The 13,882-nt window shown below is 64.9% G+C and carries 14 protein-coding genes and 4 pseudogenes; 7 read left to right on the top strand and 11 right to left on the bottom strand.

From position 1 onward, the window contains the following. Window positions 1-10 precede the first annotated feature (10 nt). From KZO24_RS21305 to KZO24_RS21315, 3 genes and pseudogenes are all read left to right on the top strand, one after another. A pseudogene (locus KZO24_RS21305) lies at window positions 11-783 on the top strand (enoyl-CoA hydratase/isomerase family protein). A gap of 31 nt (window positions 784-814) precedes the next feature. Beyond that, a pseudogene (locus KZO24_RS21310) lies at window positions 815-2,346 on the top strand (class I adenylate-forming enzyme family protein). After that, the gene (locus KZO24_RS21315) at window positions 2,343-3,458 is read left to right on the top strand and encodes an alkene reductase (protein WP_271181480.1); all 1,116 of its coding nucleotides are present in this window, start codon (window positions 2,343-2,345) and stop codon (window positions 3,456-3,458) included. Before KZO24_RS21310 ends, KZO24_RS21315 begins: the two are co-directional and overlap by 4 nt. Before the next feature lie 20 nt (window positions 3,459-3,478). Here the strand turns inward: KZO24_RS21315 and KZO24_RS21320 are convergent, their stop codons facing one another. Next, window positions 3,479-4,750, bottom strand: a complete 1,272-nt coding sequence (locus KZO24_RS21320; RefSeq protein ID WP_271181481.1) for a TetR/AcrR family transcriptional regulator — start codon at window positions 4,748-4,750, stop codon at window positions 3,479-3,481. Between the two features lie 108 nt (window positions 4,751-4,858). Next, entirely contained in the window at window positions 4,859-5,134 is a 276-nt protein-coding gene (locus KZO24_RS21325) for a hypothetical protein (RefSeq protein WP_486487660.1), read from the bottom strand. Here KZO24_RS21325 and KZO24_RS21330 point away from each other — a divergent pair. The 4 genes from KZO24_RS21330 to KZO24_RS21345 all read left to right on the top strand — a co-directional run bounded on the left by KZO24_RS21330 (window position 5,124) and on the right by KZO24_RS21345 (window position 8,282). Then, window positions 5,124-6,047, top strand: a complete 924-nt coding sequence (locus KZO24_RS21330) for a DUF7064 domain-containing protein (RefSeq protein ID WP_271181482.1) — start codon at window positions 5,124-5,126, stop codon at window positions 6,045-6,047. The two genes, KZO24_RS21325 and KZO24_RS21330, sit on opposite strands and share 11 nt — an antisense overlap. A gap of 44 nt (window positions 6,048-6,091) precedes the next feature. Then, entirely contained in the window at window positions 6,092-7,273 is a 1,182-nt protein-coding gene (locus KZO24_RS21335) for a phosphotransferase family protein (protein ID WP_271181483.1), read from the top strand. Further along, window positions 7,270-7,779: a hypothetical protein gene (locus KZO24_RS21340; protein WP_271181484.1), complete on the top strand. Its 510-nt coding sequence runs from the start codon at window positions 7,270-7,272 to the stop codon at window positions 7,777-7,779. The genes KZO24_RS21335 and KZO24_RS21340 overlap by 4 nt, the downstream gene beginning before the upstream one ends. A gap of 107 nt (window positions 7,780-7,886) precedes the next feature. Next, window positions 7,887-8,282 carry a putative quinol monooxygenase gene (locus KZO24_RS21345; protein WP_271181485.1) on the top strand — a complete coding sequence of 132 codons (396 nt, stop codon included), beginning with the start codon at window positions 7,887-7,889 and terminating at the stop codon, window positions 8,280-8,282. A gap of 43 nt (window positions 8,283-8,325) precedes the next feature. Here the strand turns inward: KZO24_RS21345 and KZO24_RS21350 are convergent, their stop codons facing one another. The 9 genes and pseudogenes from KZO24_RS21350 to KZO24_RS21390 form a co-directional block, all read right to left on the bottom strand. Then, window positions 8,326-9,267, bottom strand: a complete 942-nt coding sequence (locus KZO24_RS21350; RefSeq protein WP_271181486.1) for an NAD(P)H-dependent flavin oxidoreductase — start codon at window positions 9,265-9,267, stop codon at window positions 8,326-8,328. A gap of 4 nt (window positions 9,268-9,271) precedes the next feature. After that, entirely contained in the window at window positions 9,272-9,826 is a 555-nt protein-coding gene (locus tag KZO24_RS21355; protein WP_486487661.1) for a MaoC/PaaZ C-terminal domain-containing protein, read from the bottom strand. Next, window positions 9,823-10,119 carry a hypothetical protein gene (locus tag KZO24_RS21360; RefSeq protein ID WP_486487662.1) on the bottom strand — a complete coding sequence of 99 codons (297 nt, stop codon included), beginning with the start codon at window positions 10,117-10,119 and terminating at the stop codon, window positions 9,823-9,825. The genes KZO24_RS21355 and KZO24_RS21360 overlap by 4 nt, the downstream gene beginning before the upstream one ends. A gap of 2 nt (window positions 10,120-10,121) precedes the next feature. Beyond that, entirely contained in the window at window positions 10,122-11,036 is a 915-nt protein-coding gene (locus KZO24_RS21365) for an SDR family NAD(P)-dependent oxidoreductase (RefSeq protein WP_271181488.1), read from the bottom strand. Window positions 11,037-11,046: 10 nt separating this feature from the next. After that, window positions 11,047-12,226, bottom strand: a pseudogene (locus KZO24_RS21370) (acyl-CoA dehydrogenase family protein). Then, the gene (locus KZO24_RS21375; RefSeq protein ID WP_036525272.1) at window positions 12,223-12,552 is read right to left on the bottom strand and encodes a hypothetical protein; all 330 of its coding nucleotides are present in this window, start codon (window positions 12,550-12,552) and stop codon (window positions 12,223-12,225) included. The pseudogene KZO24_RS21370 and the gene KZO24_RS21375 overlap by 4 nt, the downstream one beginning before the upstream one ends. Further along, entirely contained in the window at window positions 12,549-12,845 is a 297-nt protein-coding gene (locus KZO24_RS21380) for an HpcH/HpaI aldolase/citrate lyase family protein (protein WP_486487775.1), read from the bottom strand. Before KZO24_RS21380 ends, KZO24_RS21375 begins: the two co-directional genes overlap by 4 nt. A gap of 221 nt (window positions 12,846-13,066) precedes the next feature. Then, window positions 13,067-13,423: pseudogene (locus KZO24_RS21385) on the bottom strand (aldolase/citrate lyase family protein); the annotation flags it as partial. After that, complete coding sequence (locus tag KZO24_RS21390) at window positions 13,420-13,872, bottom strand: MaoC family dehydratase (protein ID WP_036525275.1); 453 nt, start codon at window positions 13,870-13,872, stop codon at window positions 13,420-13,422. The pseudogene KZO24_RS21385 and the gene KZO24_RS21390, both read right to left, overlap by 4 nt. Between the last annotated feature and the right edge of the window lie 10 nt (window positions 13,873-13,882).

Here is a 13,882-nt window from a genome sequence, read left to right on the forward strand (position 1 = left end):
CGATCATACCATGCGCATAGAGCGCGACGGCGCCCTCGCCCGTCTCGTCTTTTCCCAGGCAGAGCGTGGAAACCCCATCAACGCCGAATTCTGCGGGGCATTCCTCGATGCCGCAAACACGATCTCGGAAGACCCGTCGATCCGGGCCGTGCTGATCATTGCCGAGGGCAAGAACTTCAGCTTCGGCGGCGATATCGCCACGTTCACCGGTGAGCTCGACCGCCTGCCGATGATGATAAAGCGGTGGACCGCTGCTCTCCACGTCGGCATCGCCCGCTTCGCACGCATGGACGCGCCGGTCGTCGTCGCCGTGCAGGGCATGTCGGCGGGGGCATGAACGGGCTTGTCGCGGGGGCGGATTACGTCGTCGGCTCGGCCACTTCGCGCTATCTCGCCGCTTATGCGGGGATCGCCTTCTGCGCGGATGCCGGAACCTCGATCATGCTGTCGCGTCGCATGGGCATCGCCCGCGCCAAGCGCTTCCTGTTGATGAACGAACTGCTCGATGCCGACGCCGCATTCAGCGCCGGGCTGGTGGACGAAGTCGCGGCGCCTGAGGATTACCTCGCCCGCGCCGAGGCCGTCGCGCGCCAATTGGCCGAGGGTCCGACCCGCGCCTTCGGGGAAATCCGCCGCCTGTTCCTGAGCGTGGAGGACCAGCCCCTCGAAACCCAGCTCGAACTGGAGGCGCTGGCCCTCGCCCGCTGCGCCGGGACCGCCGACGCCCGCGAAGGCATCACCGCCTTCGCCGAAAAACGCAAACCCGTCTTCAAGGGGGAGTGACGCCATGTGGCTATATCCCGAAGTCCGCACGATGGGCGAATTCATCGAGTATCACGCCCGCCACACGCCCGATCGCCGCGCGCTGGTCTATGGGCAGCGCAACATCTCCTTCGCCGAATACGACCGGGCCGCGAACCGCATCGCCAATGCCCTCGTCGCCCACGGGATCGGTCCGGGCGACCGAGTCGGTTTCCTCGGCCTCAATTCGCCCGACTTCTATTTCTCGCTGATCGCGAGCGCCAAGACGCGCGGCGCTTTCACCGTGTTCAACTGGCGCCTTGCCGCAGGCGAACTGGCGCAGTTGATTGCGGACAGCCGCGCCAGCGTGGTGCTGGTCGAGCGCTCGATGGAAACCCTGTGGAACGAGGCCATAGCCATCGCCGGGCATGCTCCGGCGGCGATATGGTTCGACGAGGCGGACAGCATCGAGGCCCAGTTCGCCCACTACCCCGACACCCGCCCCGACCTGTTCATCAGCGAGGAGGACATCGCCGTCCAGCTCTACACCTCCGGAACGACGGGAGTACCCAAGGGCGTGATGCTCAGCCACGGCGGCTTCAACCGCATGCGCCTGTGCGAGCATCTCGAACCCGCCTATGAGTGGGTGGACGGCGACATCTTCATCAATCCTCTGCCGAATTTCCACCTGCTTTCGATCGGCATCGCTTTCCAGTGCCTCTACAACGGCGTCGCCATTTCGGTGGTGCGGCAGTTCGATCCCGGGCTCGTCTGCGAAGCCATCCAGCGCGATCGTCCCACGCTGGTGACGCTGACGCCGACGATGCTGCAGATGCTGCTCGATCATCCGCGCGCCGCCGACACCGATTTCACCTCGATCCGGCTGACGCTCTATGCCGGATCGCCGATCTCGCTCGGCCTCATCAAGCGCGCGATCGTGCGGATGCCGGGCAAGTTCATGCAGTTCTACGGCGCCACCGAGGCGGGCGGTGCCTTCTCCATCCTCCGCCCGGACGAGCATGACCTCGACAACGAGGCCAAGCTGCAGAGCTGCGGACGGCCGTTGCCACTGATCGAATTCCGCATCGTCGACGCGCAAGGGAACGAACTCGGCATCGACGAGCCCGGCGAGCTACTGATCCGTACACCGTCGATCACAACCGGCTACTGGAACCAGCCCGAGGCGACCGCCAAGGTGCTCAGGCACGGCTGGTATCACACCGGCGACGTCGCGCGCCGGGATGCGGAAGGCCTCTACTACATCGTCGATCGCCTCAAGGACATGATCGTGTCGGGTGGCGAGAACATCTACTGCGCCGAAGTCGAGAACGTGCTCTCCACCCATCCGGAAATCGCGACCGTCGCGGTGATCGGCGTGCCCGATGCGCGCTGGGGGAAGCGGTCATGGCCTGCATCATTCGCCATCCCGGCAGCACCGTCACCGAACCCGAAGTCATCGCCCATGCCCGCACGGCGCTTGCCGGGTACAAGGTGCCCAAGCGCGTCGTCTTCATGGAAAGCTTCCCGCTGATCCCCAGCGGCAAGATCTCGAAGAAGGACCTGCGCGCGCCCTATTGGGAAGCGCACGGAAGGAGCGTGGCATGACCGGCATGCACCCGCACCTATTCGCGCCGGTTCGGATCGGGACGCTCGACCTGCCCAACCGTGTCATCATGGCCCCGCTAACCCGCGCCCGCTCGGGCCCGGACCAGGTGCCCACCGCGCTGATGGCGCAGTACTACGCCCAGCGCGCCGACTGCGGGCTGATCGTGTCGGAGGCTACAGCCGTCGATCCGCTCGGAATGGGCTGGTATGGCGCGCCGGGCCTCTACAACCCGGAGATGGTCGCGGGATGGCGTGTGGTCACCGACGCCGTCCATGCCGCCGGTGGGCGGATGTTCGCCCAACTGTGGCATATGGGCCGTCTCGTCCTGCCTGACTATCTCGGCGGAGACTTGCCGATCGGTCCTTCGGCGATCGCCGGAGAAGGCGAAACGATGGCTCCGCCGCCGCCCGGCTACACCGGCGGCTTCCTGCCGATGAAGCCCTACGTCGTCCCACGCGAAATGGACCAGGCCGATATCGACCGCGTCGTCGCGAGTTACGGCGCGGCGGCGCGCAATGCGGTTGCCGCAGGGTTCGACGGCGTCGAGATTCACGGCGCCAACGGCTACATCATCGACCAGTTCCTCCAGTCGAAGACCAACTTGCGCAGCGACGGCTATGGCGGCGACGTCTCCAACCGGGCGCGCCTGCTGCGGGAGATCATCGAGGTCGTGGCGGCGCAGGTCGATCCCGGCCGCATCGGCCTGCGGATCAGCCCCACCAGCGAACGCAAGGGCATGGGTGATGAAGACCCCGGCGCCCTCGCCGAAACGATAGGGCAGATCGCCAGTGAGTTCGGCATCGCCTATGTTCATCTGATCGAGCCGATCGCCTCGGGGTTCATGGAAAAGCCCCGGCATCCGGTCATGGACCGGCTGCGCGCGTCCTATGCCGGAGCGGTGATCCAGAACGGCAGCTTCGACGCGGCGACCGCCGATGCGTTCATCGCTGCAGGGCAGGCCGATGCGGTATCGTTCGGACGCCCCTACATCGCCAATCCCGATCTGGTGGAGCGCATGCGCGAAGACCGGCCATTGGCTGCGGCGAACTTTGACTACGCCTATGTCGGCGGAGAATGCGGCTATACCGACTATCCCCGGTATGCCGGGTAATGATCGCGACCCTGCCGGAATTATCCGGCGGGTCGGATCAGCCGCGTAACCGCCTCGATAAGCGCCTTGCGTGTCGAGGCACGGTCATACCCGAAGGCCGTGTTGAGCACCGCGCGGCCTTTCATCCACATCGCGAAGGCCGACGCCTGCTGGCGCCGCAGCGAGACGAGGCCGGCCCAGATTCCGCGCCCGGCCTGATAGCTGGCGGTGCCGTCCAGTATCCGCAAGTGCTCGACGAGGGGAAGCAGTTCCGGCTCCCGCCCTGACAGCAGCGCGACTTCGCCAATCGTTCTCGCGAAGGACACGTAGAACCCGTTGTCGCCGCTCCCGTCGGCCGGCGAGATCGCGTTCGCCATGCCTTCGGCCCAGTCCTCCAGCGTAAGCGGCTTGTCCTTCGCGCTGTATGGATTCAGCGGATCGGCCACCTTGTGGATCATGGCGCGCCACATCGCCTGATTGCGAAAGTTCGACATGCCTCCAAAATGATAGGCGATGATCGAGGGAGACACGCCAAGGTTGCCGGCGATCCGCCGCTGGTTCACCTTCTCGATCCCGTGTTCGAACAGGTCACGCGCTGCCTCTGTCAGCAGCCGTTCGCGCAGGTCGTCTGGATTGGGCGGCGCGCGCATAGCGAAACTTTCGAGCCTGGGCTCCAGCAAGGCGCTTATGCTGTGCTCTTCATCCCACGATAGATCGAACATTGCCGCCAGGAGTGCACGCAAGGTCTCGCGCTGCAGGATGGGATATTCGGCGAAGGAATCGAGGCCTTGCGCCCAGACTTCCTCCATGCACAGGTAAGTGACCAGCGCTTCGGCAAAGCTGCGGTCCCGCCCCTGCCCCTCCAGAATATCGCCCCACGCCCGGACTCGCATATCGTGCCAGGCTTCGACGTGACGCAGGTTGCCGGCCACCGCTTGCGGATGGAACAGCACTTCCGACCAGAAGCGGGCATTGTCGCTCCCATGCCGTAGCCGGATATAGTTCGCGGTCCACTCGACGAAGTTCAGATAGCCGAGCGGTCGGCCGGCGATCTCTGCGCTCAGCCTTTCGTGAAACGCGGTATCTTCGGCAAGTGCCTGCTGCAGCGCCGCTCGAAGGAGGCCTGACTTGTCGCCGAAATGATGGACGATCGCCGCGGTCGTGACTCCGGCGTTCGCGGCTATGGCGCGCATCGGCATGTTGCGGATGCCTTGCCGCGCGATCCCCTCGACAGCTTTCCCGACAAGCAGAGATTTCAACGGATAGCCGTCCTGTCCGGACGGTGCCGCTTCCTGGAGAGCCTGTACCGACATGACCGCACCTTACAGGCCCACGGGTTGAGCGCAATGACCTTGCGTGACATCGAACATAACGAATGAACAGTTATTGCTCATCACATGATTTATATATATTATTATATATCAATATTTTAATTCGACGCCGAAGTTAGATTTGGCTCGATGACAAAACAGGATGGCAAATACCTCTTGTTCGCTTTGATTAATCAGGTTACCAATTTTCAAACAGCCGAATGAGTCGGCGAACGAATGGAGAGGAAGGACGCGAGCGCCGGGGCACAACCGCCGATCGAGCGCGCTGATGCGAACTTTCCAAAAGTCTTCAAACAAGGCCGTCACGCAGATTGCGGCCGGCGAGGCACCCCACGACTGCAGGAGACAGCGGCCGATGAACGTCATCACCTCGATCCCGAAATTTGCCGACAGGCACGCCTACAAGCACGATCTTGCCCCGGACGGCCGCGAGGCCCTCGCGCACATGCTTATCATTCCTGAGCACGGAATAGCCGGCTTCATCTATCCCAGCCTGCGCGGCGGCGGCACGGCGAAAGTGCGCACCACGCTTTTCGGCCCAGGCCTTGGCGAAGAAATCCACGAGGAGATCGAAGGCGAGGCCCCCGACCTCGATTTCGACGACTGGCGCTTCGGACCGCTGGAAATGGCCATCGTCGAACCTCACCACAAAGTCGAACTGCGCTGGAAGGGAGAGCGCATCCAGTTCGAGGGCACGTACGAGGCCGCCTATCCCGTCTATGCCTTCAGCTCGCACCCGGACGGCCTGCCACCTTACTACGGCGATGATCGCACCGAGCAGCACGGCAGGGTCACCGGCCAGTTGGCCGTCGACGGCAAGACCTTCAAGGTCAACGGCTGGCTCGTGCGCGATCATTCATGGGGACCGCGCGTCTGGGGGCTCAACCAGCATTACAAGTGGTTCCACGCAGTCACTGCCGAAGCGTCGATCCATTACTTCGAAATGCAGTCGTTCGGCCGGCGCCACCTGCAAGGCTATCTCGTCAAGGACGGCAGGATGACCCACCTCGTCGATGCCGAGTACGACTACACGTTCGACGAGAACATGATGCAGCAGACTTTCGATTCCACCGTATTCGACGACGAGGGCCGCACGGCGCGGGTGGAATGCAAGGCGTTCGCCAACATCCGGCTCGACTTCGATCCGATAACCTATCTTTGCGAGGCACCCGTCACCGTGACCATCGACGGAGTCCCCGGCGCCGGGTGGTGCGAGTTCTGCTGGAACAAGGACTATTACAACTTCGCCCGGCAACATGTGGCGAAGTACGGCCAGTAGAAAGCCGGGCCGACCATGACTGCCCTGACGATGAGGTTATCCCGATGGCTACGGTCCATTCGACCAGTACATCCGCCTTCGCATCCACGCCGGACCGATCCGATCTGGAGCCCGGCATCCGGGCCGTGCTCGATCGGCGGGCACTGCGAAAGGCGGCCAGCGACGTCTATCGCGTCGCGTCGATCGCAGAAGTTGAGGAACGCCTGTCCCGGTTCCTGGCAAGCGTCGCTCCGGGCCTGATCGCCAGCGGCGTGCGCCGGCTCGGCGGCGGCGCGTCCAAGGAACAGTTCTACTTTGAAATCGGCGGCGGCGCTGCTCCAGCGCAGGCCTACGTGCTACGCATGGAGCCGATCCAGTCGATCTCGGAATCGGACCGGGGCCGCGAGGCCGACCTGCTCAACGCGGTGCGGGGCATAATTCCCGCGCCAGAACCGGCATGGCTCGACGCGGAAGGGACATTCTTCGGCCAGCCCGCAGCCATCATGCATTTCGTCGCCGGTGTGACCAAGCCGAGCGACAACGGCAATACGGTAACCGGTCTGGGCACTTATCTGGGGCCGGATCTTCGCGGCAGGATCGCACCGCAATTCATCCGCAATCTCGCCGCCATCCACGCGCTGGACCTTGCCGATCCAAACCTTGCCAGCTTCCAGCGACCGGACGCCGATCCCTGGCAGGCGGCGCGCTGGCAGGTGAACTGGTGGGCTCGCCTGCACCGCGAAGACGTGGTCCAGGCCCATCCGGTGCTCACACTCGCGGAAGAGTGGATGTATGCCAACCTGCCCGCCGCGACCGATCTGGTGATGGTCCACGGTGACTATCGGACCGGAAACTACCTGTTCGACGAGGACAGCGGCGAGATCACCGCCATGCTCGATTGGGAACTGGCCCATATCGGCGACCCGCACGAGGATCTCGCGTGGACGCTGCAGCGGATATTCGGTTCGTCCGAGAACGGCGTGCACCTTGCCAGCGCGATGCTAACGCGCGAGGACTTCATTGCCGCATATATCGCGCAGACAGGACGATCGGTGGATCCGCGTTCGCTGCATTTCTACGAGATACTCTCCGCCTACAAATGCGTGGTTATGACGCTGGCGACCGGCATGAAGACCGCGCGCGACCGCCACAATCATCAGGACGTCCTGCTCACCTGGCTGGCACCCGCAGGATACATCTTCGTGTCCGAACTCTGCCGCCTTCTGGATGAGGCAACCGCACCATGAATCCATCGATCGAAGATCGCCTCGGCAGCATGATCCGGGCCATGGAAGAAGTCGTTCTCCCCGAACTGCGGGGACGCAAGGGGCTTGCGGAGGAGCAGGCATCGCTGGTGCTGGGGCATCTCCACCAGTTGCGCGCGCAGGCAGGCCTGAACACGCATTACGAAGACGCCGAGTTCCGCGCACTCGCAACGTTGGCCGCAGAACTGGTCGCAGCAGCGAGCGGCGGCCCGGTGACGACATCCGCAGCGCATGAATTGCGGTCGGCGGCCATGCCCGCAACCGACGATGACGCCCTGCGGGCAGCGACCGTACGGACGAGCGCCGCCATAGCCGCGCTGATCGCCGCTGCGCACGTCGATGGAGATACCCGGTTCCGCACTGCCGTCTACCGGCAGGTGCTAGGCCACGGGGCCGCGACCGCCCTGCGCGACCGGAGCTGGTTCGCGATTACCGGGTTCGAAGGCCCGGACACGGAACTGCCGTCGATGACGGCTGCGCTCACGTAGTTTCGGCTTTTCGGGCCGCGAACACCGGGCTCACAAGTTACGACGGAGGGGACTGTCGAAGATGAATTCCCGCCCCGTTCGCTCTCGATCTCGAAGGCGCTTTCAGGGTGAGCCAGCTCATCCGTCTGGAACCGCGCACTTACGGGATAGAGGCGAAGATGCAATTCCAGGCACGGAGAGATCGCATGCACCCTGTATTCGTCACCCTCGAACTCCATTTCGCACCGGGCATGATAGAGACGTTCCTGACGCAACTGCCCGGCATTCTCGAAGAGACGCGCAGGACCGACGGCTTTGTCGCCATCAGTGCCCATCGCCATCATGCGGACGCCGACAGACTCATCCTTTCCGAGCAATGGCACAGTGCGCTGGCCTATCAGACCTACCTGCAGGCCCGCATCGTCTCAGGGCTGTTCACGGACCTGGCCAAACTGCTCGTTGGGGACCCGCGCATCGACATCTGGCAGCCCGCTCATCTCACCGTAACGCCGCCAGTCGACTGACAAAGAAGGCGCGGGAGGCAAACTCTCCCGCGCCCTTTTCATGTCAGCCTGCGTCTGCCAGACAGCGGCGCGCCTCGGCGTATTCGTCCACCAGCGTACCGATCCATTCGCCTGCAGGCCCCGCGACCTTGACCGCGCCGATGCCCTGCCCGGCGCTCCAGATTTCCTTCCACGCCTTGGCGTTGTCGCCGCCGCCGTCGATGTTGATCGCCTTGCCCGCCGCGCGCACGAGGTTGTCCGGGTCCAACCCGTTCTCGACGATCGAGGGGCGCAGGAACGTCGCCTTCACGCCGGTGAACGAGTCGCTGACGAGGATGTCGTCGGCCGTGCAGTCGACGATCATCTGCTTGAAACCGACCTGCGTGTTGGCCTCTTCCGACGCAAGGAAGGCCGAGCCGACATAGGCGAGGTCAGCCCCCATCGCCTCGGCCGCCAGCACCGAGCGGCCGTTGGCGATGCAGCCCGAGAGGATCAGCAGCCCGTCCCACCACTCGCGGATTTCCTGCACCAGCGCGAAAGGCGAGATATTGCCGGTGTGCCCGCCTGCCCCGGCACCGACAGCGATGATCCCGTCCACGCCCATCTGCGCCGCCTTCTGCGCATGGCGGTTGCGCACCACGTCCTGGAACACCAGCGCGCCGTTGTCCTGAAGCCGCCGCACAAGGTCCGGGTTGGCCGCCAGCGCCAGCACCACGATCGGCACCTTGTGGCGCAGCACTACCTCGAGGTCCGGCTCCAGCCGCGAGTTCGAGGCATGGGCGACGAGGTTGATCGCATAAGGTGCGTCGCCCACTTCGGCCTTGATGCGGGCGATGTCGGCATCGAGCGCCTCGGTCGTGCGCGGGTTCAGTGCGGGCATCGAGCCGATGATCCCGGCCTTGCACTGCGCGATCACGAGGTCCGCGGTGGAGGCGATGAACATCGGCCCCGCCATCACCGGAATGCGCAGTCTGCCCTTGAGGGCGGCGATCTCTTCCCTGTTCATCGTCCTATCGCTTCCATGTTATCGTGCCGTCATCCAGCACCTTGCGATCCCCAACCAACGCGCGGAACCGCGCCGAGGCATCGCCGTCCTTCCATATCTCGAACGTGACTGCGTCCCCGGGCATGACCACGCCCGAAAACTTGCAGGCAAGCGCCCCCACCGCCCCCGGATCACGCCCCAGCGCACGCGAAACCGCCACGCCGGCGACGGCATAGCTCGCCAGCCCGTGCAAGATCGGGCGCGGGAAACCGGCCTTCGCCGCGAAGCCCGGATCGAGATGCAGCGGGTTCCAGTCCCCCGACAGGCGATAGATCAGCGCCGCGCGCGGCGAGATCGCGTAGTGCCCGACCGCATCGGGAGCGCCGACCGGTTCGAACTTCGCCTCGCGCGGGGCTTCGGGGCCGCCGAAACCGCCGTCGCCGCGCAGCAGCAGGGTCTGGCGCAGGCGGCAATGGACGGCGTCGGTATCGGCATTGCTGATCTCGCGCTCCAGCACCAGCACCGCGCCTCGCCCCTCACCCCGGTCGGTCAGCGAGACGACGCTCGCCGTCCCTGTCACCGTGGCGCCGGGGGCAGCGGCTCGAAGAACTCGGCTGCCTGCGCGGAATGCACCAGCTTGCCGAAATCGACCCCGAGCGCCGGCTCGCGAATCCACATGCCGGGCGAACACAGCGTCACACCATAAGTCGGCAGAACCCGCAGCGATCGTTCATCGAGAAACGCGAGATCGCCCGCGTCGCACGGATCGTGCCCCAGCCCGACGCCCAGCGCATAAAGGATCGCGTCACGCTCGGCATAGGACTGCGTGCGCACGCCGAAGCCGTAGTCCCGGATCGCGTCGGGCCGGATCATCGTCACACCGGGTCCCAGGTGAACACGTCGCCCGAGCGGTGGAGCGGGTAGAAGTCGTTGGCGAACTGCGGGAACACGCGCTCGGTGATCGTCTCGGGCGTCCAGCCCTCGGCGGTGTGGGCGGTGCGGATCGGACGCGACTGCGAGAACAGGTAGATCTCGTTGTTGCGCACGCCGAAGACCTGTCCCGTCACCTCCTTGCCGCCATCGCTGCACAGCGCCGCGCAGAACGGCCCGATCTTGTCGGCATCGAGCTTCTTGAGGCCCTCGACCCGCTTTTGCTGCTCGGGCGTGTCGGTCGGGATCGAACTGACCATGCGCGTCCACGCCCAGGGCGCCACCGCATTGGAGCGCACCCCGAAACGCTGCATGTCGATGGCGATGCACTTCGACATGCCGACGATGCCCAGCTTGGCCGCCGCATAGTTCGCCTGCCCGAAGTTGCCGACGAGCCCGGTCGAGGAGGTCATGTGCACGAAGGCGCCCGAGCCCTGTTCCTTGAAGAACGGCGCGGCGGCGCGGCTGGTGTGGAAACTGCCCATCAGGTGCACATCGATCACCGCGCGGAAATCCTCCGGCGTCATCTTGTGGAAGATCACGTCGCGCAGGTTGCCCGCGTTGTTCACCACCGCATCGATCCGGCCGAAGCTGTCGATCGCGGCCTGGACCATCGCCTGCGCCCCGTCCCATTCGGCGACGCTGTCGTGGTTGGCGACCGCCTGCCCGCCCAGCGCACGGATTTCCTCGACCACCTGCTCGGCGGGCGAAGCGCCCTCCTCACCCGCGCCGCTAAGCGCCACGCCAAGGTCGTTGACGACCACCGCAGCACCCGCCTTCGCCATGGCCAGCGCGATGCCGCGACCGACGCCGCGACCGGCGCCGGTGACGAGCACGGCCTTGCCTTCCATCATTCCCATTGTCGTATCCTCAGTAGCTCTTGGGAAGGTCGAGGACCTTCTCGGCGATGAAGCTCATGATGAGCTGCTCGGTGATCGGCGCGAGGCGCGTCAGCGCGGCCTCGCGGTACAGTCGCTCGACATGGTACTCCTTGGCATAGCCAAAGCCGCCATGCGTCGCGACCGATTGCCACGCCGCGTCATGACAGGCGCGGGCGGCAAGGAACTTGGCGGAATTGGCCTCGGCTCCGCAGGGCAGGCCGCTGTCGTAGAGGCGCGCGGCCTTTTCGACCATCAGCCAGGCGCTCTGCAGATACATCCACTTTTCCGCGAGCGGGTGCTGGATCCCCTGGTTCTGGCCGATCGGCCGGTCGAAAACCACGCGCTCCTTGGCATAGTTCACGCCCCGGCGCAGTGCGTCGGAACCGATGCCGGTGGCGGCGGCGGCGATCAGGATGCGCTCGGGGTTGAGCGAGTGGAGGATATAGCCGAAGCCCTTGCCTTCCTCGCCGATGCGGTCCTCGTCGGGGATGAACAGGTCCTCGATGAAGATCGCGTTCGAGATCCACCGCCTTGCGGCCCATCTTGGGGATCAGGTGGACGTCGATCTTGCTGCGGTCGAGATCGGTGTAGAAGATGGTGATGCCGTCCGTCGGCTTGCTCACATCCTCGAACTTGGTCGTGCGCGTCAGCAGCATGATCTTGTTCGCGACCTGCGCGGTCGAGGTCCAGACCTTCTGGCCGTTGACGCGGTAGCCGCCGGGCACCTTCTCGGCGAAAGTCTTGATCCGCGTGGTGTTGAGACCGGCATCGGGCTCGGTGAAGCCAAAGCACACCTGATCCTCGCCCGAGACAAGGCGCGGCACCCAGCGGGCCTTCTGCTCCTCGGTGCCCTTGACCACGATCGGGTGCGGTCCGAACAGGTTGATGTGGATCGTCGAAGACGCGGCGAACCCGCCGCCGCAAGAGGCAACCTCGCGGATCATCGTCATCGCCTCGGTCACGCCGAGGCCGGAGCCACCGTATTCCTCGGGCATGGTGATACCCAGCCAGCCGCTTTCGGCCATGGCGCGGTGGAATTCGCGCGGGAACTTGCCGTCGTCGTCGCGGGCGAGCCAGTATTCGTCGTCGAACGGCTTGCAGACCGCGCGCACGCCTTCGCGGATGGCTTCGAGATCTTCCTCGGTTGGAAGCGGACGGGGTGCACTCATGACGAAATCCTCGTTGAATGGGACTGGATGCGGCGCAGCAGGTCGGGCCCGCGCCAGAGCAGCCAGGCGGCGTTGACCATGTTGCCGGTGCAGCAGGTGACGATGAACAGCACGACCACGAGCGTCAGGTTACGTTCGTAGGCGTAGATGATGAGCGAGAAGAGCAGGAAGCCGGAATAGGCATCGGCCCAGACGTAAAGGCCCCAGACCACCGACCACACGTGGAGCTGGTCCGGGATGACCTCGCCGGTCGCGAAGGCATAGAGAAGGAACGCGGTCAGGCCGACCACGATCGCAAGGCTGGCGCCGCGCGCGAAACCGCTCATCCATCTTCTCCTGCTGCGGCCAGCGTCTTGTGCGCGGCCTTGAGGTGGGGAATGTCGAACATCTTTCCGTCGATGCCGATCGTACCGAGCTGCGGATTGGCGGCGAAGGCATCGACGATGCGGCGGGCATGGGCCACTTCCTCCTCAGACGGGCTGAAGCAGCGGTTGATCGTGTCGACCTGATCGGGATGAATGGCGATGCGGCCGAGGAACCCGTCGCGCCGGGCCTTGCGGCAATCGGCCTCCAGCCCCTCGGGATCGCGGAAGTTGGCGAAGAGCGTGTCGATCGGCACGACCCCGGCCGAGGCCGAGGCGAACAGGCACTGCGCGCGGGCAACCTGATAGGGGAAGGTCCAGGAGCCGTCGGGCTCCTTGTTGTCCGTCGCGCCGATGGCGGCGCCAAGGTCTTCCGCCCCCAGGTCAGGCCGACGAGGCGTGGGTGCGGCGGCGTGTAGGACTGCAGGTTGAACATCGCCAGCGGCGTCTCGGTGGAGACGACGGCGATCTTCACCGTGCCCGCCGCCATGCCCGCCTCGGCCTCGAGCCGGTCGAGCTTGCGGGCGATTTCGGCGATGTCCTCGGCGCCATTGGCCTTGGGGATCAACAGTCCCGCAAGGCCGGGGCGCACCACGGCGGCAAGGTCGTCGTCGATCAGCCCGCTGTCGAGCGGATTGGGCCGCACGAACAGCGCAGCGCCGACCTCGCCCGCGCGGTCGAGCCAGCCCGCGACGATGCCGCGCGCCTCGGGCTTCACCGCCGGAGCAACCGAGTCCTCGAGATCGAGGATCAGCACGTCCGCCGCGGTCTGCGAGGCTTTTGCGAACTTTTTCTCGCTGTCGCCCGGCACGAAGAGAAGCGAGCGCAGCCTCACGCCGGCTTCCTCAGCATAAGCGCATTGCGCTTGGTGCGGCAGACGATCTGGTCGTTCTGGTTGAGGCCGATATGCTCGAACAGGACGATGCCCTGCGTTGGGCGAGACTTGCTGGCGCGCACCTCCAGCACATGCGTTTCCGAGCGGATGGTATCGCCGGAGAAGACCGGGTTCGGAAACACCGTATCGGTCATGCCGAGGTTGGCGACCGTGGTGCCCAGCGTCGTATCCTGCACCGACAGGCCGATCACCAGTCCCAGCGTGAAGATCGAGTTCATCAGCGGCCTGCCGAACTCGGTCTGCGCCGCATAGTCGTGATCGACGTGAAGCTGCGCCGGGTTGAAGGTCAGCGACGAGAACAGCATGTTCTCGTATTCCAGCACGGTCTTGCGGATTTCGTGCCGGATCACCTGCCCGACCTCGAACTCCTCGAACCAGAGGCCTGCCATCGTATCGTCT

This window comes from Novosphingobium sp. NFX11 (genome assembly GCF_057376415.1).

Coding starts and splice junctions, on each gene's coding strand:
- KZO24_RS21315 (WP_271181480.1), top strand. CDS start 2,343: ATGACCGGCATGCACCCGCACCTATTCGCGCCGGTTCGGATCGGGACG.
- KZO24_RS21320 (WP_271181481.1), bottom strand. CDS start 4,750: ATGTCGGTACAGGCTCTCCAGGAAGCGGCACCGTCCGGACAGGACGGC.
- KZO24_RS21330 (WP_271181482.1), top strand. CDS start 5,124: ATGAACGTCATCACCTCGATCCCGAAATTTGCCGACAGGCACGCCTAC.
- KZO24_RS21325 (WP_486487660.1), bottom strand. CDS start 5,134: ATGACGTTCATCGGCCGCTGTCTCCTGCAGTCGTGGGGTGCCTCGCCG.
- KZO24_RS21335 (WP_271181483.1), top strand. CDS start 6,092: ATGGCTACGGTCCATTCGACCAGTACATCCGCCTTCGCATCCACGCCG.
- KZO24_RS21340 (WP_271181484.1), top strand. CDS start 7,270: ATGAATCCATCGATCGAAGATCGCCTCGGCAGCATGATCCGGGCCATG.
- KZO24_RS21350 (WP_271181486.1), bottom strand. CDS start 9,267: ATGAACAGGGAAGAGATCGCCGCCCTCAAGGGCAGACTGCGCATTCCG.
- KZO24_RS21360 (WP_486487662.1), bottom strand. CDS start 10,119: ATGATCCGGCCCGACGCGATCCGGGACTACGGCTTCGGCGTGCGCACG.
- KZO24_RS21365 (WP_271181488.1), bottom strand. CDS start 11,036: ATGGGAATGATGGAAGGCAAGGCCGTGCTCGTCACCGGCGCCGGTCGC.
- KZO24_RS21375 (WP_036525272.1), bottom strand. CDS start 12,552: ATGAGCGGTTTCGCGCGCGGCGCCAGCCTTGCGATCGTGGTCGGCCTG.
- KZO24_RS21390 (WP_036525275.1), bottom strand. CDS start 13,872: ATGGCAGGCCTCTGGTTCGAGGAGTTCGAGGTCGGGCAGGTGATCCGG.